At 58.5% G+C, this 20,699-nt stretch carries 15 protein-coding genes and 1 tRNA gene; 10 read left to right on the forward strand and 6 right to left on the reverse strand.

Going from position 1 to position 20,699, the window contains the following annotated elements:
* Positions 1-244: 244 nt before the first annotated feature.
* Complete coding sequence (holA, locus tag ACVW0B_RS10275; protein ID WP_011434243.1) at positions 245-1,237, forward strand: DNA polymerase III subunit delta; 993 nt, start codon at positions 245-247, stop codon at positions 1,235-1,237.
* Here the strand turns inward: holA and ACVW0B_RS10280 are convergent.
* The 3 genes from ACVW0B_RS10280 to ACVW0B_RS10290 form a co-directional block, all read right to left on the reverse strand.
* The gene (locus ACVW0B_RS10280) at positions 1,225-1,836 is read right to left on the reverse strand and encodes a cytochrome c oxidase subunit 3 (RefSeq protein ID WP_011434242.1); all 612 of its coding nucleotides are present in this window, start codon (positions 1,834-1,836) and stop codon (positions 1,225-1,227) included. The two genes, holA and ACVW0B_RS10280, sit on opposite strands and share 13 nt — an antisense overlap.
* A 118-nt stretch (positions 1,837-1,954) precedes the next feature.
* Complete coding sequence (gene ctaD, locus ACVW0B_RS10285; protein WP_011434241.1) at positions 1,955-3,661, reverse strand: cytochrome c oxidase subunit I; 1,707 nt, start codon at positions 3,659-3,661, stop codon at positions 1,955-1,957.
* Positions 3,662-3,738: 77 nt separating this feature from the next.
* Positions 3,739-4,743: a cytochrome c oxidase subunit II gene (locus tag ACVW0B_RS10290; protein WP_414421297.1), complete on the reverse strand. Its 1,005-nt coding sequence runs from the start codon at positions 4,741-4,743 to the stop codon at positions 3,739-3,741.
* Positions 4,744-5,259: 516 nt separating this feature from the next.
* Here ACVW0B_RS10290 and ACVW0B_RS10295 point away from each other — a divergent pair.
* From ACVW0B_RS10295 to ACVW0B_RS10310, 4 genes are all read left to right on the forward strand, one after another.
* A complete protein-coding gene (locus ACVW0B_RS10295) occupies positions 5,260-6,363 on the forward strand; it encodes an FAD-binding oxidoreductase (protein WP_457491613.1) in 1,104 nt (367 codons plus the stop codon).
* Between the two features lie 143 nt (positions 6,364-6,506).
* Positions 6,507-7,319 carry a TPM domain-containing protein gene (locus tag ACVW0B_RS10300; protein ID WP_457491614.1) on the forward strand — a complete coding sequence of 271 codons (813 nt, stop codon included), beginning with the start codon at positions 6,507-6,509 and terminating at the stop codon, positions 7,317-7,319.
* A 289-nt stretch (positions 7,320-7,608) separates the two neighbouring features.
* Positions 7,609-7,681 (forward strand) — tRNA-Thr (locus ACVW0B_RS10305).
* 189 nt (positions 7,682-7,870) lie between these two features.
* Positions 7,871-9,469, forward strand: a complete 1,599-nt coding sequence (locus tag ACVW0B_RS10310) for a DUF6930 domain-containing protein (protein WP_457491615.1) — start codon at positions 7,871-7,873, stop codon at positions 9,467-9,469.
* Between the two features lie 258 nt (positions 9,470-9,727).
* Here the strand turns inward: ACVW0B_RS10310 and fni are convergent, their stop codons facing one another.
* Positions 9,728-10,786, reverse strand: a complete 1,059-nt coding sequence (fni, locus tag ACVW0B_RS10315) for a type 2 isopentenyl-diphosphate Delta-isomerase (RefSeq protein WP_414344467.1) — start codon at positions 10,784-10,786, stop codon at positions 9,728-9,730.
* Between the two features lie 230 nt (positions 10,787-11,016).
* On the opposite strand from fni, the gene ACVW0B_RS10320 reads away from it, so the two are divergent.
* Entirely contained in the window at positions 11,017-11,826 is an 810-nt protein-coding gene (locus ACVW0B_RS10320) for a response regulator transcription factor (protein WP_457491616.1), read from the forward strand.
* Here the strand turns inward: ACVW0B_RS10320 and ACVW0B_RS10325 are convergent.
* Together ACVW0B_RS10325 and glgP are read right to left on the reverse strand one after the other, a co-directional pair.
* Positions 11,823-12,884: a tetratricopeptide repeat protein gene (locus ACVW0B_RS10325; protein ID WP_457491617.1), complete on the reverse strand. Its 1,062-nt coding sequence runs from the start codon at positions 12,882-12,884 to the stop codon at positions 11,823-11,825. The genes ACVW0B_RS10320 and ACVW0B_RS10325 overlap by 4 nt on opposite strands.
* Before the next feature lie 715 nt (positions 12,885-13,599).
* Positions 13,600-16,200, reverse strand: a complete 2,601-nt coding sequence (gene glgP, locus ACVW0B_RS10330) for an alpha-glucan family phosphorylase (protein WP_457491618.1) — start codon at positions 16,198-16,200, stop codon at positions 13,600-13,602.
* Between the two features lie 150 nt (positions 16,201-16,350).
* Here glgP and mnmE point away from each other — a divergent pair, with 150 nt between their 5' ends.
* The 4 genes from mnmE to gpmI all read left to right on the forward strand — a co-directional run bounded on the left by mnmE (position 16,351) and on the right by gpmI (position 20,696).
* Positions 16,351-17,730 (forward strand): tRNA uridine-5-carboxymethylaminomethyl(34) synthesis GTPase MnmE, encoded by a 1,380-nt coding sequence (gene mnmE / locus ACVW0B_RS10335; protein WP_414409424.1) that lies wholly within the window; start codon positions 16,351-16,353, stop codon positions 17,728-17,730.
* A gap of 99 nt (positions 17,731-17,829) precedes the next feature.
* On the forward strand, positions 17,830-18,330 hold the full coding sequence (gene dps, locus ACVW0B_RS10340; RefSeq protein WP_414344460.1) for a DNA starvation/stationary phase protection protein Dps: 501 nt from the start codon (positions 17,830-17,832) through the stop codon (positions 18,328-18,330).
* Between the two features lie 39 nt (positions 18,331-18,369).
* Positions 18,370-18,888: a tetratricopeptide repeat protein gene (locus ACVW0B_RS10345; RefSeq protein WP_011434229.1), complete on the forward strand. Its 519-nt coding sequence runs from the start codon at positions 18,370-18,372 to the stop codon at positions 18,886-18,888.
* 215 nt (positions 18,889-19,103) lie between these two features.
* Positions 19,104-20,696, forward strand: coding sequence for a 2,3-bisphosphoglycerate-independent phosphoglycerate mutase (gene gpmI / locus ACVW0B_RS10350; protein ID WP_457491619.1), 1,593 nt, complete (start codon positions 19,104-19,106; stop codon positions 20,694-20,696).
* Positions 20,697-20,699 lie beyond the last annotated feature (3 nt).

The raw sequence follows: 20,699 nt of genomic DNA on the forward strand, positions 1-20,699 counted from the left end.
TCTCTCCTTGGGGCGACTGTAAACTCGCCTGAAATTCCGAAACTTAGCTGTCCTCTGGGGCCGCTAGGGATTGGGATAAAGCCCGCACCCTGCGCGTAGCGCGGGTGTCGGGTAGTTTACTTGGACTGACTCCCTCCACCAAGTTGAGCAGGGATCCCGGCCAAACCGCTTAGACAAGGGGAACTGACCTACGCAAAATGGAGGAAGTAGGGGAAAAGCATCTCGTAAATCACTCGGTCGAAGCGTGCCCGTTTACCTGTACTGGGGAGATGACACCTATCGCCTGATGCAGGCGGTGCAGCAGTTGCGCGACCAAGTGCTGGATCCCCACTGGGCTGCTTTTAACTACGATCGCCTGCCGCCGGAATCCACGATTGCCGGGCTCAACCAAGCCATGACCCCGCCGCTGGGATCCACCGCCCGCTTGGTTTGGCTGGAAGAGACGACGCTCACCCACCATTGCTCGGAAGATCTGTGGGAAGAAGTGGAGCGCACACTGGCCCAGTTGCCCCCCACCACCCATTTGCTCTTGACCACCAGCAGCAAACCGGATGGGCGCCTGAAATCCACCAAAATCCTCAAAAAAACGGCCATTGTCCGCGAGTTTTCGCAACTGGCCCCTTGGGATGAGGAGGGCATTCTCCAGCAGGTGCAGCGGGAAGCTGAACAACGGGATCTGGCCCTCAGCCCGGCAGCCGCCCAGAAATTGGCCGAGGCGGTGGGCAATGACTCCCGTCGCTTGGCGATGGAATTGGAAAAGCTGGCCCTGTTTACGGCAGGTCAACAGGATCCCATTTCTCCTGAACAAGTCGAGGCGTTAGTTCCCGCCAGCGCCTACAACAGCTTTCAATTGGCGGGATCCCTGCGCAAAGGGAATCTGGAACAAGCCCTACGCATCTTGACCCATCTGCTGGATCACAACGAGCCGGCTCTGAAGGTTCTGGCGGTGTTGGTGGGCCAATTTCGCACCTGGCTATGGGTGCGGCTGCTGCTGGATCAGGGAGAACGGGATCCCAAGGTCATCGCCCAGAAAGCAGAAATCGGGAATCCCAATCGGGTTTACTTTCTGCAAAAAGAGGTGGGATCCCTGAAGACCACAGCTTTACTGAAAGCAATGCAGCAGCTTTTGCAATTGGAATACAACCTCAAGCAAGGACAGCCGGAACGAGATGCCTTTCAAGAAGCGCTGATCCAAATCGTGGCTATATTGGGTGAAGGCCGAGCTCAGAGCAAGTAGAGCAGAATAAACAACACGATCCAAACCCCATCCACAAAGTGCCAGTAGATCTCGGCAGCTTCGACGCCAAAATGATGTTGAGCGCTGTAGTGGCCGGGTTTAAAGGAGCGCCAGAGCACTGCCAGAATAAACAGCAACCCTGCCATCACGTGGAGACCATGAAACCCCGTTAAAACATAGAAGGTGCTGGCAAACAAATTGGTGGTGAGGCCAAACTCCAGGTTGCTGTACTCATAGAGTTGCCCTGCCAGGAAAACCGCCCCCATCAGCGCTGTGAGGGCAAACCACAGCCGCAGACCCCTGACATCATCGGCCTTGATGGCCGACCCAGCTTTGTGAATGACGAAGCTGCTGGAGAGCAAAATCACCGTGTTGATCCCGGGCAAGAGCAATTCCCGCTCTGGGGTTCCCTCCGGCGGCCAGACAGGAGCGGTGAGGCTGTAGGCCAGGTAGGCCATGAACAGCCCTAGGAAAAGACAGCCTTCTGCCACCAAAAACATCAAGATGCCAAAGACGCGATGATCTGGGTGCTCAGCGTGGGCAGTGTGGGCCCTTGAGTGGCCAACCATCAGCGTTTCAGAGGCAAGGGATCCTTGCATATTCCTTTCCACCTAAATTCCTGAATTCCTGAGACTTCTTGAGGCTGTACAAGCAGCCCAGCCAAGACTGGAATACCCAGTGAGCAGGGGATCAGCCGCCCACCGGGCATCCGGCCTGCTAAGAAGAAGTAGGCTCCGCTTCTGCCAGCGCCAGCTCCCGCAAGGTTTGCAACTGAGCAGCAAAGTAGTCCAGCGTCTCCTTGCTGTGCAAACCGTAGTCATAGGGGCCGGTCAGCAAAATGGGATCCCCATAAAAGTTGTGATGGGGCGGGGGAGAAGAAGTTGTCCACTCCAGTGTCAGGGCCTGCCAAGGATTATCCCCAGCTTTTGGCCCGGCCACCCAGGAGTAGATGGCGTTAACCAAAAAGGGCAGGGTGGAAATGGCCAGAACAAAGGCCCCCACCGAGCTGATCCAGTTGAGGTCGGCAAATTGGGGATCGTACTGGGCCACCCGGCGGGGCATCCCCATCAGGCCCAGCTTGTGCATCGGCAGAAAGCAGATGTTGAAGCCGACGAAGGTCAGCACAAAATGTACCCGCCCCCAAAACTCATTCAACATGCGCCCCGTCATCTTGGGGAACCAGTGGTAGATGCCGGCATAGATCCCAAAGACGCTGCCGCCAAACAACACGTAGTGTAGGTGGGCCACCACAAAGTAGGTGTCGTGAACGTGGATATCCAGAGGCACCGAGGCGAGGATAATCCCGCTCAAGCCGCCGATCACGAACATCGAGACAAAACCCATGCCAAACAGCATGGCCGAGCGGAAGTGGATTTTGCCGCCCCACAAAGTGGCCAGCCAGCTAAACACCTTGATCCCAGTGGGAACGGCAATGGCCATGGTGGCGATCATGAAGAACACCCGCATCCAGTCAGGGGTGCCGCTGGTGAACATGTGGTGCGCCCAGACGATCAACCCCAAAAAGCAGATGGCCAAGCTGGAATAGGCAATGGCTTTGTAAGCAAAGATGGGCTTGCGGGCATGCACCGGCAAAATCTCCGAGATCATGCCAAAGACCGGCAAGATCATGATGTACACCGCCGGGTGGGAGTAGAACCAGAACATGTGCTGGTACACCACCGGATCCCCGCCGCCGCTGGGGTTGAAAAAGGCCGTACCCGCCAACAGGTCAAAGCTGAGCAAGATCAACGCACCAGCCAAAACCGGTGTTGCAATGAGGGTAAGAATAGATGCTGCCAGCATGGCCCAGCAAAACAGCGGCATGTCTTCCATCTTCATGCCGGGCATGCGCATCTTCAGAATGGTGGTGATGAAGTTAACCGCCGCCAGGATGGAAGAGGTTCCTGCCAACAAAATGCTCAGGATCCAGAGTTCTTCCCCCACCTTGCCGCTGATCAAGCTGAGGGGGGGGTAGGAAGTCCAGCCGGCAGCCGGAGCCTCTATGAACAGGCTGGCCAAAAGCAGGATCCCTGTGGGCGGAACCAGCCAGAAGGCCACCGCATTCAGCTTGGGAAAGGCCATATCCCGCGCCCCGATCATCAGCGGTACCAGGTAGTTGCCAAAGCCCCCCACCAAAGCAGGCACGATCCACAAAAAGATCATGATCGTGGCGTGCAGGGTAAAGGCACCGTTGTACCGCTCAAAGCCGAGAAAGTCGGCCTCTGGAGTAGCCAGCTCTGCCCGTACTGCCGTCGCCAGCGCCCCTCCCACCAAGTAGAAGAAAAAGGTGGTCACCAAGTACTGGATCCCGATGACCTTGTGATCGGTGGAGAAGGTAAAGAAGCGCCACCAAGGCTCAGCAGGAAGTTCAAGTTCAACCTTCGGTGCAGCAACAAGTCTTGGGCTGTCTTGCAGCTGGGTCATTGCACAAAAGCTCCTATATCGCGTTGGCAGAATGTTGTTCCCACAAGCGCAGGCCAAAGGGGCGTCAGGGATCCCAGCTAGCCTGCGGAAGGAAGGGATCCAGAATGGGACTGGAGAGACTTCAAATCTGAGGGGGAGACGCCCAAACGCTGGTGGTGGACATGGGCAAAGGCAGACTCGGCCTCAGGGGAGCCTGGCCGAGGAGAGGGATGGACTGGCGAGAAATCTGAAACGAGGGCCAAGGTGCTGCCCTCGCCACGGGCGGCCAAAACTTGCTCCTGCTGCCAGCGCTCGAAGTCTTCCGGCGTATCCACAAACAATTGCCCTGCCATCACCCCATGATAGGGGCCGCACAGCTCTGCGCAGATGATGGGGTACTGCCCCAGTTGAGTGGGCACAAACTCCAGGTGGGTCTCTCGGCCCGGGATCACATCCTGCTTGAGGCGAAACTGCGGCACCCAGAAGGCATGGTTCACATCCAGAGCCGTCATATCCAAGCGCACCCGCTTGTTTAGAGGAAGGTGCAGCTCGCTGGCCACCAGGCCGGAATCCGGGTAGGTGAACATCCAAGCATATTGCATGCCCTGAACTTGGACGACCAGATCCGGCTGGCCCATTTCCTTCCCGGGTAGCACTACAGGGGTATAAGCGTAGCCGGGATCCCCCGCCTCAGCTTCGTGGGAAGACTCCATCGCCATGGCTGCGTGGATGTGCCCGCCGACATCAGCACCCCCGTAGATGGCCTGGTAAACATCCAAGCTGGCCAAGCCCAACCAAAGAATGATCACCGCCGGCACCGCCGTCCACACGATCTCCAGCAGCACATTGCCGTGACTGGGATCCCCATCGCCTTTGTCGCCTCGCCGCTTGCGGTAGCGGACAATACAGTAGAGAAGTACACCCTGTACCACCAAAAAGATCCCTGTGGCAATGGTTATGGTGCTGTTAAAGAGGCTGTCGAACAAGGGGGCTGATTCGGCAGCAGATTCGGGAAGCAGATGGTGGTTTTGCCCGTACCAAAGGCTGGCAAGGGTCAGGAGGATCCCCATACCCACCAAGATGATGTTGCTAATCGCACTCACGACTGCTTTTCCCCAATACAGAGAGCATCTACCCTAGCAGACAATCCGCCCACAGCGTTTGCAGACTACGTTTTCTACTGTTGCCGTTTTTTGTTTTTGTTTACATTGCTTACAGGGCTTACAAAATTTTTGCCTATGGAGCCCGATCCGCTGTGCACGGACTTCCCACCGCTATCAAATACTAGTTCGCGGGGGAAAGAAAGTTGTGTAGACTTATGGATCTCTTCAGGATCTTTCAGGGTGAGCAGTGACGAGGCGGAGCTTTGGTTCCGAGATTTTCGGCAGACCTGTGTAAGGGCGGTACCACATTGAAGGCTGGCTCTGGTTGAGGGTCATCTCTCCAAGCTGAGATTTTTGCTGGCTGTAGACTGAGGTAGGGTGGGATAACCCCGCAATTGGGCTGGTTTGGACAGGTTTTCTCTCTTTAATCTCTGCTTCTGTTTAATCTCTGCTTCGCTTTCCCCAATGTCTTCTCCCCATTCACTGGCGACCTTGCTATCTGATCCAGGGGATCCCTTGCCGATCCAGACTCCATCAACGGTCTCGGAATTGGCCGGAATCTTAAAGGAGTGCCAAGGGCGGAAAGTGCTGCCGCTGGGGCAGGGGAGCAAGTGGGGCTGGGCCCACTCTGTGGAGCCGGTGGATTTGGTTCTCAGCACGCGCGGCTTACGCCGGCTCATCGACCATGCGGCTGCTGATCTCACCGTCACGGTGGAAGCTGGCATGACTTTGGCGGAACTGCAACACATCTTGGCCGAGCGGGGGCAATGGTGGCCGGTGGATCCCCTCTATCCGGAGCGGGCTACCCTGGGGGGCATTATCGCCACTGCCGATACGGGTTCTCTGCGCTGGCGTTACGGCGGGATCCGCGACTTGCTGCTGGGCATAGCCTGGGTGCGGGCGGATGGGGAAGTGGCCAAAGCGGGCGGGCGGGTTGTCAAGAATGTTGCTGGCTATGACCTGATGAAGCTGTTCACCGGATCCTTGGGCAGCTTGGGAATTTTGACCCAGGTGAGCCTGCGGCTTTACCCCTTGCCGGCAGCTCAGTCTGCTTTGCTGGCTACAGGATCCCTGCCGGAGCTGGAGGTTTTGTGTCGGCAGGTGCTGACCGGCCCCGTTAACCCTGTGGGGGTGGATCTCTGGCTGAGGGCAGAGGGATCCCAAGTTTGGCTCAGCTTTCACGGCTCGGAGCGAGCAATCGCCCAACAGATGGCCCAAACGCGGCGGCTGGCCCCTGCAGGGCTGACTTTGCAGGAAGTGAATCCCGACTCTCTGCCCCTGCCTCAACCCGGCTCAGGGGCGGTGCTGGCCAAGTTCGGGTGCCTGCCCAATCAGAGCCTGGCAACATTGGAGCAGTTTCAAACCCTGTTTCCTGGGGCTCAGGTGCAACTGCACCGAGGCTGTGGGCTAGGGCGGGCTTGGCTGGTTCAGCCAGAAGTGGGATCCCTAATGCAACTGCAGCGCTACCTCAAGTCCGCAGGCGGATTTCTCCTGCTTCTGGAGGCTCCGCCAGCTCTGAAGAAGGCTCTTGCCCATGACTTTGGCCCGGCTGCCAGCCTAATGCGCAAGCTGAAGCAGCAATTTGACCCTGCCGGCACCTTCAGCCCCAGCTTGATATAAACATCGCCCTCGCCACCGCTGCTTCCTCGGGATCCCTCTGGCCAAACGTCTTGTTCCGGTGCATGATAGATCTATAAGAAATTGAAACATTTCTTAACATCATTTCTCAGTATCTCAGCGTCAAAGCTAAGAGAGGGATCAGCATGAGCATCGAGTGGCAACGGATACTCCGCGTTGGGGTGGGCTTTTGCCTTGGGCTGTTGATTGCGGTGGGCGGGGGATCCCTGACCTGGGCGCAACCTGCCCTGCCGGTGGTGCCGATGGAGCTGCCTCAGCCGCCCGTGCCGGTCTTGGACTTAGCGGATCAGTTGACCAGCAATCAGGAAGCTCAACTGGCACAGCATCTGAACAAGTTAGAGCAAGACACCGGCTGGAAGCTGCGGGTGCTGACTCAGTTCGACCAAACACCGGGTCGTCAGGTGAAGGAATACTGGGGCTTGAATGAGCGCAGCGTTCTGATGGTGGCGGATCCCAGGGGGGGCAACTTGCTGGCGTTTAATGTGGGGGATGCTGTGCGCGAGATCTTGCCACGTACCTTTTGGATTGAGCTGCAATCTCGCTTTGGCAACCAATTCTATGTGCGGGAGCACGGCACCCACCGCGCCATCTTAGAGACCGTTGATGTCTTGGATCGCTGCTTTCATCAGGGAGGCTGCCGCGTGGTGCCCGGCCTGCCTCAGGAGCAGTGGATCCTAACGCTGGTGACCTCGATTTTGGGCGGGATTGTCTTCGGGTTTGCCGGCAAGCCCCGCCATGCGGAGGAGCTGTTTAACTGGCGTTGGGCCTTGCTCATTTCTCCCCTGTGGTTCATTCTGTTCGGGGCCTTCGGTATCGGGCCGGTGGTCACACGCACGCAGGACTGGATCCCGGTGTTGCGCAACGTCTTGGGGTTTCTGGCAGGGGCTTTGGTGATCTACCTGGCTCCCATTGCTCGCCCGGCAGTGGATCGGCAGTAGCCGACTCTTGAAGTCGGATGGGTGAGTTATGATTAGATTTAGAGAAGATCAAGGCCCTCCCCAAGGGCTCTAGGCTGCTGCCCAAACGCTCCGAGCCGCTTCTGCCCTCCCAAAGGGAGAGGGCGGCCAGGGATTGAGGGAGCAAGCTGGCTATTTGAGATGACTATGGTTGCATCTCTGGAGAAGCTCTCAGCAGCAACTGTCCGAGCCCTTCTCTTGTGGTGCTGGGATCCACAGGACAAGGCCAAGGGGAAATCCTGGAAAATGCTAGGCTTGGTAAAGCCAAATTGCTGGTGTAGCTCAGTTGGTAGAGCACTCGACTTGTAATCGAGCGGTCGTCAGTTCGAATCTGACCATCAGCTTTTGTTGCTATAGAGCTGGGCTCTGCTGTCTCCTCTCGCTGAAGCCGAACTCAGCTTCTACACTGGTGGTTAGATTGGCATTAGCGGGATCCCTGGGTCTTGTTGACAGGAGGCCAAGGCCGTTCCCTGCTCAGTTTGGCATACCTACTCAGCCGATTGGATTGTTCTCCTGATTCTTCTTGGATGTCTATGTCCGGTCTCCCAGCCGCTACGGTTCGTCGATTGCAAAAGCTGCCCCAGGTACCCTCGGTGTGGGAAGGGGATCGTCACAAGCTCTCAGGATCGCCACCCGTGGGATCCCAAACGGAAGGGGAGTGCATTCTTTGGGTAGATGGCGTTCAGGGCGTGGTACGGGCCATGGAGGTGGTGCCCGCCGATTCTGGCTTTGAGCCGATGGTGCGAACCTTGATCATGGCTATGGAGCGGCCCCATGCTGCCTCACCTGCTCGCCCCCAGAAGATCATCGTGCGGGATCGAGAGGTGCAATTTTTCTTGCGCGGCATTCTGCACCAGCTGGACATTAAGGTGGAATGCCAGCCGGAATTGCCTCTAATCGATGAGATCCTTCAGAGCTTTGAAGAGGCCAACGAACGGATCCCTCCCCCTCTGCCGGAACACTATGTTGAGTTGCTGGCCGGCAAAGCCCTTACCCTCTGGCGAGATGCTCCCTGGGATTACCTAGAGGATCACCAAATCTTGGCCATCGACCTAGATCACTGGGACATCCAAACCCTTTATGTCTCGGTGATGGGGCGGTTGGGCATGGAGTATGGGGTACTTTTCTATCGCTCGCTGCCCTCCCTTAAACAGTTTCGCCAGGATGCGGGCCAGCCGGATACTCCCGAAGAGATGGAGGAAGCCTTCCTCAGGCAAGATTGTCTCTATCTCACCTTCCAAGCTCGCAATCCTGAACTCAACGAACTGCCGGATCTGGACTTGGCAGAGTTGGATCCCGAGGAAATTGAGCCGAACTTCGGCACCATTCACCCCCTGGAAGGCTTGCGCGTGACTTTGCAGGAGGATGAGGCGGCGGCCTTATCGGTGGCCTTGGAAGCCTTGCATCGCTTCTTCAAGCAGTACCACCGCAAGCTGGAAGATGACTTTCGCTCCTATCAAGGCCGGTACCGCATTCCCAACCCCCAAGAGAAGGGAGCAACCCTTTCGGTGCAGGTGCGCACTCTGCCGGACGTGGCTGAAGAGCTGCTGCAGCTGGAAGGGGAGGAGGAAGAACCTGCCCAAACCCTGCTGCGGGATGATTTGGTGCCCGAGGGCGCGCAGATAGGTCTAGGGGTCTTGCCGTGGACAACGGTGGAAATGCTGCGTCGCACGGGGCAATGGCATCCTCTCCCCCAAAGCAAGCTGGTGAAAAATGGAGAAGGGCTGCCGGTGGTGATTGTGCGCACCTCTCGATCAAAAGCAAAGCAGCTCATCGAGAATTTGCGTGGGGAAGGCGGGCCCCAGGGCGTTTGTTTCAACACAGGGGTGGATCCCTTCGATGGCGATCGCTACGACCTGGAAATTGTGCAAACGGGCAATCGTGACCTGCACCTGTTTGGGGAGTTTCCCGAAGATGATCCCGTCCACTCCATGGCTCGCAAGCGCTGGGAGCGGCGTTGCCGCGATACGGGTGGCTATTGCGGCTTGGTGGTGGCAATGGGAGTGAATTCTGCCCGTCCAGAGCTGCAAGTGCGCCACATTCTGGCCCTGTTTGAGATGCAGGCTTTGAACCCAACGGGACTGGGACTGGGGCCGATGGTGCGGATTAGCCGACAATTGCACTTGCCTTGACCGTCCAGATGGAGGCAGGTTAGGTGCTGCTGGTAACCTGAGCAACTTTCTCCCAGCCGGGATCCCTTCTTTCTATCTCTGGCAGGTTTACCGGGCGGTGATTCGGTTTTTCCAGGGATCCACGCTATCTTGGCTCTGGTTCTCTCCTGGGTGCTGACCGGCAAAATAGCTCGACAAAGCATCTCGACAAAGCATACAGTGGCCCTATCATCTGGGGGCTCTGGTATTGACCCTCAGTTTGTGGCAAGTGCTTGGAGTTTAGGGCAAGGGATCCCAAGTATCCTGCCGCCGCAGGGTAGCTTGTCGCAGCCGAGCCAAGTTGGCCGATCCAGTGCAAAAGGCAACAATGCGCAGCTCCTCGATCACGGCGCGAAAGGTGTCCACCACTGCCTGCATCTGTCCTTGGGAGACGGCGTGTAAAGCGGGGGCGGCCATACCCACCACATCGGCTCCCAGACGGATAGCTTTGGCCGCGTCGATGCCATTGCGGATGCCGCCGCTGGCCACCAGGGGTAAGTCCGGCAGCAGGCGACGAATTTCCAGCAGGGACAAAGCCGTTGGGATCCCCCAGTCCCTGAAGCTGTGGGCAATGCGTTTTTTGAGAGCATCTGTTTGGCGATGGGCCTCCACCTCGCTCCAACTGGTGCCGCCCGCCCCCGCCACATCCAGGGCTGCCACGCCGCATTCGGCCAGCTGCTGGGCTACTTTGGCACTGAGGCCATTGCCCACTTCCTTCACCACCACCGGCACCGGTAACTGCGCCACCAACCGTTCGATGCGGCCATACAATCCACGCCAGTCGGGATCCCCTTGGGGCTGAACCGCCTCCTGGAGAGGATTGAGGTGCAGAATCAGCGCATCCGCCTCGATCATCTCCACCGCCCGTCGCGCCTGCTCCACCCCATAGCCGTAGTTGAGCTGAACGGCACCCAGGTTGGCCAGCAGCAGAATATTCGGGGCCACTTGGCGCACCTGGTAAGTCCGGGCTAGCTCTGGATGTTCCAAGGCTGCCCGCTGGGATCCCACCCCCATGGCAATGCCCAACTGTTGGGCAGCGGCGGCCAGTTGTCGGTTTAGCTCATGGGCAGCCTCTGTTCCCCCCGTCATGCTGCTGATGAGCAGGGGTGCCTGTAGGCGTTTTCCCAAGAATTCGCAGCTCAGGTCGATCTCCGGCAACAGCAGCTCCGGCAGCGCCACATGCTCAAAGAAAAACCGCTCAAACCCGGTGCGGATCCCTTTGGCAGCCACATCCTGCTGCAGAACAATGTCCAGGTGATCCTGTTTGCGCTCGGAAATGGGGGGGAGAGAATCGGCCATCATGTCAGCAGTGCGGAGCACCTTGGTCTTGGTAGAGATTGTCAGTCTACAACGCCGCGCGCTGCCAAAAGCGAACAGCATTGCCCGTTCGCGCTAGCGGGACGGAGTCCAAGGTGACTCGCTATCTACTGGGACAGCAGTGCGGTTCCCGGTAGGGTGCCGGAGGCATAGCACTGTCGCGTCAGCGGTGCGGAGCACTATGATGTGGGCGGGATCCCAACCGAACAGCCATGCAACCCTTGCACATCTTGCTGGCAGAAGGCAACCCTCATCTGCGCAGCTTGCTGTGTTGGCATTTGCAACAGGCCGGACACCAAGTTTGGGCAGCAGAGACCCTTCGCCAAGCAAAGACTCTGCTGCAACACCAGCCCATTCACCTGCTGATTTTGGATGCGGAGCTGTCCAACCGCGGCGGGCTGCAACTGTGCCAGTGGGCCCATCGCCAATGTGATCTGTTAATTCTGCTACTCTCCCACCGGGGATCCGAGGCGGATATCATCGCCGGCCTGGAGGCAGGAGCGGACGATTACCTCACCAAGCCCTTCAGTATGCAACTGCTGGATGCCCACCTTCTAGCCTTGGCTCGGCGACGACAGCGGCATATTCCTCCCACCTTTCTGCAGTACGGGGATCTCAAAATTGACCTGGTGCAACGGCGCGTTGCCCTGGCCGGGGAAGGGATCGACCTCACGCCCCAGGAGTTTAGCCTGCTGATGGTGCTGGTGCAGGCGGACGGGGATCCCGTCTCTCGTCTAGAGCTACTAGAGCGAGCGTGGCCGGATTCCACCGATAACCCTCGCACCGTCGATACCCATATCCTCTCGTTGCGCAAAAAGCTGGAACGGGATCCGCGCCAGCCCAGCTTGATCCACACAGTGCGCAATGTCGGCTACTGCTTTGGCCTCAGCCCCCCGCTGCCTCAGGAACAGAAAACCGTTTCAGTGGCTGCAGGCGTTTCGGGATCTGGGCCTCAGCGGCAGCGTCGTGGAGTCGCAGCGTCAGGGGAGGCACCTGCAAATCAATCAATCAAATCCCGCTAGGCAGATTGCGCAGGATCCCAGTCGGGATCGCTCAGTTGCAGCAGAGACCGGCGTACCCGCTGCTCCAAGGCCAGGTTGTGATGTCGGCGGCTGACCTGCAAAGCTGCCTGCAAATCCTTAAAAGCTGTTGCTTTATCTCCCATATTCCAGTAGGTCAGCCCTCGTCCGTACAAGCCATACTCGTCGGAGAGGTCAATCCGGTTCATATCCGCTTCCAGGCGAAAGGCCCGCTCGTAGTCGTCCAAAGCAGCTTTGATCTCCCCCAGCGCATAGAGAAGGTTGCCCCTGATGTAGAGAACGTTGGGCTGCTGGGGTTCTCTTTCTAAGCTGCGGCTGAGGTCGGCAATGGCCTCGTCAAAGTAATCACCACAGGCGTAGGTCACCCCCCGCTGGTAGTAGTGGGCTGGGCTGGGATCCCAGTCAATAGCCTGCGACCAATCGGACAAAGCCGCCTCCCAGGTGCCCAGGTAGCTGTGCAAACGGGCTCGCTGGGAATGGGCAAGCGCTGAGGTGGGATCCAAGCGAATGGCTTCATCCAGATGAGCTAGGGCCAAAGGCAGGGATCCCTGTTGCATGAGCAGGTTGGCCAAGCTGAGGTGGTGGGGGACATTGGGGTGTAGGCGCACCAGCTCAGCAAACTCCGCCGTTGCTCCCTGGAGATCCCCCTGAGATTGACGAATCAGCCCGCGATAAAAATAGGGTTCTGGTCGCCGCGGGGCCAACCGGGTCGCCTGGCCGAAATCCTCCAAGGCTTGGGGAACTTGGCCGAGGGCAAAGTAGGCTTCTCCCCGCAAAATGTAGGCGTTGGCCAGGCAGGGATCCCGTTGCAGAGCCAAGCTGAGCTGTTCAATAGCCCCCAGCAAATCCCGGTTCAGCCACCGTTCTCGACCACGGTTGTAGGCCAAGATGGCCGGACGGGTAAAGGCAGAGATGGCGGCTGCACCCACCAGGCCCATCACTGCCAAAAGACGATCCTGCCGCCAGCTGGCCATGCTCCCCAGCAACAGGGCAACCGCAATCAAAAGGCGCAAACCGGCAGAGTCGTGGGCTCTGAACATACTGCTCTGCACCGCTGTTACGAGCGTATCCTGTTTTTTTAATCTGCTCGCGAGCTTCTGATACATTTACGCTGAACACTGCTGAACATCACTGTTCAACTATGCAGCGATAGCATTCTGTTTGTTTCCATTCGCGTTAGCGGGACGGAGTCCAAACAGAATGGCGGTATCCCGCAAAGCTTTGAGTAGAATACCCAAAGCGCAGTTTCCGTGTCGTCTTACTACCAATTTTCTGCTTTGCTTTGGCTACCATGTTGGCAGACTCGAAAGTAAACAGAAAGATCAACTGGTAGTAATCCGTACTGAACATATTATACATTATTTTCAGTATAGTTGAGCTTATTATTGACTAGAGTCATGCTCTCTGATTCTGCCCGATTTGGCAGCGAAAAACGCCGAACAGCTCAAGCCCAAAAAGCTCCCGTAGCTCACTTGGATCAAGAGTAGAAAGGGGATCCCCGTGCTCCTCCCAACCCTTTAGCTTGTGGGGGTGTGGGGGTAGCTAAGCCCCGCACTGTACCCGTAGCGTCAGTGTCGGGATACAGATACCCCCACATGGTGTATGATGAGAGTAGTTGCACAAAACGGCTTTGCCGGAATCTGGTGCAGCTACGCGGTGGGACATCCCGTGTCTGCTCGCAGAGGGTTCTTGCGTAGGCTCCCCGATGAAGCGAGAAGCCCACACTGTACCCGTAGGGTCAGTGATGGGAGTATGTCACGCCCAGAGCATCAACCGCAGCTCATAGGGATCGTGCATATCGGGGTGAAAGGGCAGCAAGCGGATGGCTAACCCTTGCAAGCCGCTGGCCTCATAGCAAATCTGGCCGGAAAAGATGGCCCGATCCTCCAGCGTCTCCACATAGCGCAGGGAGATTGCCTGTCCTTTCTGAATCTGGCCCTCATCCTTGACCGGCCCCTGGTAAGCTTGCACAATCACATCCTGAGGTTGCAGGGATCCCAGCCGCACTTCCACCGTCACGGTGAGGGGATCCCTGGCCATCACCACTTGGTCATCCTGTGCCAAGGCAAGGCCGGCAGCGGCAGCTTTCTTCGGGGTTTCGATCTGGACGTTGAGAACCTGGATGTTGTACCAATGCTCCTGCAGGTGGTTTTGCCAACGAACGAACTGGCGGGCCGACTCGAAGTGGTCACGGCGCATGCGGTCGAAGTAGTTGCTGAGAGGAATGTAGGCTCGCTGGACGTACTCCAACAGCATGCGCTGCGTGCTGAACTGGGGGCAATTGAGGCGAATCGCCTGCTTCATGCGCTGGATCCACTGATGGGGTAGGCCATCGCTGCCGCGCTGGTAGAAGAGAGGGGCAACCTCCTGTTCCAGCAAGTCGTAGAGGGCATTCGACTCCACCTCATCTTGATAGGCGCGATCCTCATACTCCTCACCGCGGCCAATGGGCCAGCCGGTCTGGTAATAGTCAGCCTCGTCCCACCAGCCGTCCAAAATACTGAGGTTCTGTCCACCGTTGGCTGCCGCCTTCATGCCACTGGTGCCGCTGGCCTCCCGGGGGCGCAAGGGGTTGTTCAGCCACACATCCACCCCGGCCACCATCAAGCTGGTGACATACATGTCGTAGTCCTCAATGAAAACCAAGCGCTGGCGAAACTCCGGCTGCCGCGACACCTGCACGATCTGGCGGATCAGCTCTTTGCCGGGTATGTCGCGGGGGTGGGCCTTGCCGGCAAAGATAAACTGCATCGGGTACTGAGGATGGTTGAGCAAAGCCTTGAGCCGTTCCAGGTTGTGGAGCAAAAGGGTGGCCCGCTTGTAGGTGGCAAAGCGGCGGGCAAACCCAATGGTAAGCACCTCCGGGTTGAGGGCCTCAGAGGCCCGTTGGATCTCAGCCGCTGAGGCAGCCCGTTTCTGGAGCTGTTCCATCAAGCGCTCGCGGGTAAAGTTAATCAGGCGGGAGCGGCTGCGCTCGTGGGCCCGCCACAATTCCCCATCCGGAATCCGATCCACCTTTTGCCAGAGGGGATCCGAAGGAGGAGCCTCTGCCCAATCCGGCCCCAGGTAGCGGTCGTAGAGGGCTTGGTTCTCCTCCCCCACCCAGGTGCGGACATGTACCCCGTTGGTGATGGAAGTAATCGGCACTTCTTCCAGCGGGATCCCAGGCCACAGCCGGCTGAACATCTTGCGGGAAACCGCCCCATGCAGCTTGCTCACACCGTTCACAAAAGAGGCCATGTTGATGGCCAGCACTGCCATGCTGAAGGGAGATTGGAAGTCGCCAGTATTTTCCCGTCCCAAAGCCAAAAAGCGCTCCCGGCTCAGGCCCATCTGGCTGTAGTAGAAGCCGAGGTAGTAATCGATCTTGTCGGGCGGGAATAGGTCGATCCCGGCGGGCACCGGCGTGTGGGTGGTAAACATCTGGCTGGACTTGGCCACCTGCCAGGCCTCTTCAAAGCTCAGCCCCTGCTCGACCATCAACAGGCGAATCCGCTCCACCGCCAAAAAGGCCGAGTGCCCTTCGTTCATGTGGTAGACGGTGGGATGGATCCCAAGGGCCCGCAAGGCCCGCACACCGCCGATCCCCAGCATGATCTCCTGGTGGATGCGCAGATCTTGGTCGCCACCGTACAGCTCATCGGTGATGTCTTGGTCGTACTGGCTGTTGGGCTCGATGTTGGTGTCCAGAAGATAGAGGGGCACCCTCCCCACCGTCACCTTCCAAATGCGGGCGAACACCTTGCGGTTGGGATAATCCACCTCAATGCGAATTTCGCGGCCCTCCGCATCCCTTTGCAGCTCCAGGGGCATGTTAAAGAAATCGTTAATTGGGTAGCGTTCCTGCTGCCAGCCGTCGGGGTTGAGGTACTGGCGGAAATACCCCTTTTGGTAGATCAAGCCCACACCCACCAGGGGCAAGCCCAGGTCGCTGGCCGCCTTGAGGTGATCCCCGGCCAAAACCCCCAAGCCGCCTGAGTAGAGGGGTAGACAATCCGCCAAACCAAACTCTGCCGAAAAATAGGCGTAGCACTCCCCTTCCACCGCTTGGGCCGAACGATACTTGCGATACCAAGTGTCCTCCTGCAGGTAGCTCTGCAGTTGTTGGCTGGCCCGTTCCAACTGGGCCAAAAAGCCGGGATCCTCCGCCAATTCATCCAGCCGTTCCTGCCGGATCCGGCCCAGAAGAGCCACCGGGTTGTGGGCACAGGCATCCCACAGATCCGGATCCATGCGCCGGAATAGGCTGCGGGTTTCTACGTTCCAACTAAAATGCAGGTTGTAAGCCAACAAGCGCAGACTTTCCAGCGGAGTAGGCAGGTAGGGAGTGACCTTAAACGTGCGTAGCGGCTTCATAAAGACTGGGAGGAGCGTTGTTTCCACTGTCAGGCTACCTTGCCCTCAGCCTGAGGGCGTGGCTTTTTAACTTGAATGTCGATTTGTAATCCAGTGGATGCCGAGCTGTAATCCAACGGCTGCTCGAACTCCCTCAGGGCTTTGTTTAGGATGGATCCGACTGCGCCCCTGGCCGATACGATCGCTGCCATTGCCACTGCGGTAGTGCCTGAACAGGGCAGTGTGGGGATTGTGCGCCTTTCCGGGTCACGAGCCCTTCCCATTGTCCAAGCCATCTTTACCCCTGCCCGCCGCAGCGCAGTCTGGGAGAGCCATCGGCTCCTCTACGGCTGGATCCGCGACGAGAAAGGCCAAATCCTGGACGAAGCGCTGGCTGTTTGGATGCAGGCCCCCCGTTCTTACACCCGCGAAGATGTGACAGAGCTGCATTGCCACGGTGGCATCATGGTGGTTCAGGCCACGTTGCAACAATGCCTGCGGCAGGGGGCGCGGCTGGCTCAGCCGGGGGAGTTTAGCCTGCGCGCTTTTCTGAATGGCCGCATTGACCTCACCCAGGCCGAGAGTGTGGCCGATCTGGTGGCGGCCCGCTCCCCTCAGGCGGCCCGGATGGCCCTAGCAGGCTTGCAGGGTAAGTTAGGGGGATCCATTCGCGCCCTGCGCCAGGAGCTGCTGGGTTTGTTGGCAGAAATTGAGGCTCGCCTCGACTTTGAAGAGGATCTGCCCCCCTTGGATGTTGCCGCTTGGCAGGCCCGGCTCCAAGCTATTCAAGCCCAGATGCAAGCTCTGCTGGCCACGGCAGAACGGGGACAACTGCTGCGCACCGGGGTGAAGGTGGCCATTGTCGGGAGGCCCAATGTGGGCAAGTCCAGCCTGCTCAATGCTTGGTCAGGACAGGATCGGGCCATCGTCACCGATCTGCCCGGCACCACCCGCGACGTGGTGGAATCCCACCTGGTGGTAAAAGGGATCCCCGTTCAACTGCTGGACACTGCCGGCATCCGCGCCACCGAAGATCCGGTGGAACGGCTGGGGGTGGAGCGCTCCCAACGCCTAGCCCAGGCTGCCGATGTGCTGGTGCTGGTCATCGACGCCCAAGCGGGCTGGACGGCTGCCGACGCCGCCATCTACGAGTCGATCCGCCATCGCCCCCTCATCCTGGTGATCAACAAAACCGACCTCGCCCCGCCAGAGGGGATCCCTCTCCCCCCCGAGATTGCCCACCGCGTCCCCGCCGTTGCTGCCCAAGGGAAAGGGATCCCGGAGCTGGAAAAAGCCCTGGAGCAGCTTGTCACCCAGGGACGTCCCCAGCCCAATCTGGAGATAAGCCTGAACCAGCGGCAGGCCGCTGCCCTCCAACAAGCCCAAGCCAGCCTGGAACAGGTGGGGCAGGCCATCCAAGCTCAGCTCCCCCTGGACTTTTGGAGCATCGACCTGCGGGGCGCCCTACATGCCCTTGGCCAGATCACCGGCGAGGAGATCTCGGAATCGGTGCTGGATCAGATTTTCAGCCGCTTCTGCATCGGTAAGTAGCCCCCTAACTCATACTCATTTTGAGTTTGTGTTACTATGGGCTCAGTTGGGAAGCCGAAGCGGATCCCCGATAATGGAAACACAGTTAGGAGGTTGGCCATGGTTACCGCCGAGAAAACCCGTCTCTACCCCACCCAGATCGATTTGCCAGCAGAGGCTCGCGCGCAACTGGTGGAGCTGCTCAACCAGTCCTTGGCAGACACGTTGGATCTGAAGACGCAGGTGAAACAGGCCCACTGGAACGTTAAAGGCATGCACTTCATCGCCTTGCACGAGATGTTCGACACTTTTGCCAGCACCCTGGAAAACTACGTGGACATGCTGGCGGAACGGGTTACGGCGCTGGGGGGCATCGCCCGCGGCACGGCTCGCATCGTTGCCCAAACCTCCACCTTGCCGGAGTACGATCTGGCCGCTGAAGAGGGTCGGGATCACCTGCAGGCTTTGGCAGCCCGTTACGCTCAATATGCAGCTTCCGTCCGCCGCAACATCGACCGCACCACCGAACTGGGGGATGCCGACACAGCAGACCTGTTCACCGAGATCTCGCGCCAGATCGACAAAGATCTTTGGTTTATCGAGGCTCACCTGCAGGCGTGACGCCAGCGAGGCCAGTCACAGGCAAGTGGATCAAGCAAAATGGGCGTTAACGTTCCCCTCCTGTATTTGGTGGCTCTGGCCAGTATCCTCGGCGTGGCGGGCTTCTTTGTCCTGCGGGAGGTGCTGCGGGTACGGGCCCAGGAAAAGGTCATCCGTGAGCTGCAGCCCCGCCTGAGCAAAGGCAAGGGATCCCCGCAGGAGCACTACGAGTTGGGCAGCGTCTATTTGCAAAAAGGCCTCTACGACCAGGCGGTTGCCCAGCTCAAAAAAGCCCTAGAAGTGGCCGGGGAGAACATTCCCCCCGTCTGCAACGCCCTCGGTTTTGCCTACTTCAGCCAGGGGCAGTACGACTTGGCCATCCGTTACTACAAGGATGCCGTGGCTGCGGATCCCGGTTATGTAACTGCTTGGAACAATCTGGCCCATGCCTATGAGAAGAAAAATCTCTATGGCCCAAGCCTGGAAGCTTACGAAACTGCCCTGAAGTTGGATCCCCGAAATGCCATTGCTAAGCGGCGCTCGGAGTCTCTGCGCAAACGGTTGCAGCCCAGCCCCTGAGGATCCCATCTGCAATTTCATCCGCAGAAATACTCTTGACCGCAGCACAGTTGTCCATAGGAGTTGGCTCTAAAGACTCCATCCTGCCTGTGCAGGCACTTCCTTATCCTCTCAAAAGAAGATTGATAATACTGAAATCTTGAGTGCAAATGTAAGATCCGGTATCGTGTTGCCTGGGCTGGTATTATGTCTTAAATAAAACGAGAGGCCATTTCATGGATTCGCAATCGGTAGCACCTGTGGTTTTGGTGATCCTGGATGGCTGGGGTTATCGGGATGCTCTCGATGGCAACGCGGTGCTGGCTGCGGAAACCCCTGTCCTGGATAGCCTTTGGGCTGCCTATCCCCACACCCTGCTGCAAGCTTCGGGTCGGGCCGTGGGCCTGCCGGCAGGACAGATGGGCAACTCTGAAGTCGGGCACCTGACTTTGGGGGCAGGGCGGGTGGTGCCGCAGGAATTGGTGCGCATCAGCGACGCGATAGAGACAGGATCCCTTTTCCAGGATCCCTTGTTGATGCAAGTTTGTCGCCAGCTCAGAGAGCGAGGGGGCCGTTTTCACTTCGTTGGCCTTTGCTCCGAGGGGGGGGTTCACTCCCACATCGACCATCTCTATGGGTTGCTCAAGCTGGCGGCCCAGGCTGAGATTCCGGCCTATGTCCACGCCATCACCGATGGCCGCGACACCTTGCCCCGCGATGGTGCCAGGGTTCTGGCCGCCCTGGAAAAAGAGCTGCAATGGCTGGGCAATGGCGTCATCGCCACCCTGAGCGGACGCTACTACGCCATGGATCGGGATCGCCGTTGGGAGCGCACCCAAAAGGCCTACGAGATCATGACCCAAGACGGCCCTGGCCGTGGACAAAGCGCCGCGGAGGTGATGGAAGCTTTCTATGCCCAGGATCTCACAGATGAGTTCATCCCGCCCACCCGCCTGGCTCCGGGGGCTGTGCAGCCGGGAGATGCGGTGCTTTTCTTCAACTTCCGCCCAGATCGCGCCCGCCAACTTACCCAAGCCTTTGTCTGCCCAGATTTCTCAGGCTTTCAGCGCCCCTTGCTGCCGGCTCTCACCTTCATCACCATGACTCAGTACGAGGCGGAGCTGCCGGTGCAGGTGCTTTTCAAGCCGCAGAACCTGGATCACCTGCTGGGCCAAGTGGTGAGCGAGGCCGGCCTCAAGCAATTGCGCATTGCCGAGACGGAAAAATACGCCCATGTCACCTACTTCTTTAACGGCGGCATCGAGCAGCCCTTCCCCGGTGAGGATCGCATCCTGGTGCAAAGCCCGCTGGTGACCACCTACGACCAGGCGCCGGAGATGTCGGCAGTGGAAGTGACCGACAAGGCGATAGAGGCCATCGCCCGCCGCGAATACAGCCTGGTGGTGCTCAACTATGCCAACCCCGACATGGTAGGTCACACTGGCAACTACGAAGCCACCATCTGCGCCCTGGAAACGGTGGATCGCTGTTTGGGCCGGCTGCTGGCGGCAGTGGTAGATGCGGGAGGCACTACTTTGATCCTGGCGGATCATGGCAATGCAGAGCTGATGTGGGATGAGAACGGCAACCCCTGGACGGCCCACACCACCAACCCCGTTCCCTGCATTCTGGTGGAGGGGGAAAGGCGCAAAATCCCCGGCTGTGGCGGCGATGTCAAGTTGCGCTCCAACGGCACTTTGGCTGATGTGGCCCCCACCCTGCTGGAGATCTTGGGCCTGCCTCAGCCCCCCGAAATGACAGGACGTTCGCTTTTGCAGCCGGCAGAATACACCATCCTCCAGCGGCAACCCAGTCCTGTGGGGCGGTAGGTG

This window comes from Thermostichus sp. MS-CIW-23, assembly GCF_054059455.1.

Coding starts and splice junctions, on each gene's coding strand:
- ACVW0B_RS10280 (WP_011434242.1), bottom strand. CDS start 1,836: ATGCAAGGATCCCTTGCCTCTGAAACGCTGATGGTTGGCCACTCAAGG.
- ctaD (WP_011434241.1), bottom strand. CDS start 3,661: ATGACCCAGCTGCAAGACAGCCCAAGACTTGTTGCTGCACCGAAGGTT.
- ACVW0B_RS10300 (WP_457491614.1), top strand. CDS start 6,507: ATGAGCATCGAGTGGCAACGGATACTCCGCGTTGGGGTGGGCTTTTGC.
- ACVW0B_RS10310 (WP_457491615.1), top strand. CDS start 7,871: ATGTCCGGTCTCCCAGCCGCTACGGTTCGTCGATTGCAAAAGCTGCCC.
- fni (WP_414344467.1), bottom strand. CDS start 10,786: ATGGCCGATTCTCTCCCCCCCATTTCCGAGCGCAAACAGGATCACCTG.
- ACVW0B_RS10320 (WP_457491616.1), top strand. CDS start 11,017: ATGCAACCCTTGCACATCTTGCTGGCAGAAGGCAACCCTCATCTGCGC.
- ACVW0B_RS10325 (WP_457491617.1), bottom strand. CDS start 12,884: ATGTTCAGAGCCCACGACTCTGCCGGTTTGCGCCTTTTGATTGCGGTT.
- glgP (WP_457491618.1), bottom strand. CDS start 16,200: ATGAAGCCGCTACGCACGTTTAAGGTCACTCCCTACCTGCCTACTCCG.
- mnmE (WP_414409424.1), top strand. CDS start 16,351: ATGGATCCGACTGCGCCCCTGGCCGATACGATCGCTGCCATTGCCACT.
- dps (WP_414344460.1), top strand. CDS start 17,830: ATGGTTACCGCCGAGAAAACCCGTCTCTACCCCACCCAGATCGATTTG.
- ACVW0B_RS10345 (WP_011434229.1), top strand. CDS start 18,370: ATGGGCGTTAACGTTCCCCTCCTGTATTTGGTGGCTCTGGCCAGTATC.
- gpmI (WP_457491619.1), top strand. CDS start 19,104: ATGGATTCGCAATCGGTAGCACCTGTGGTTTTGGTGATCCTGGATGGC.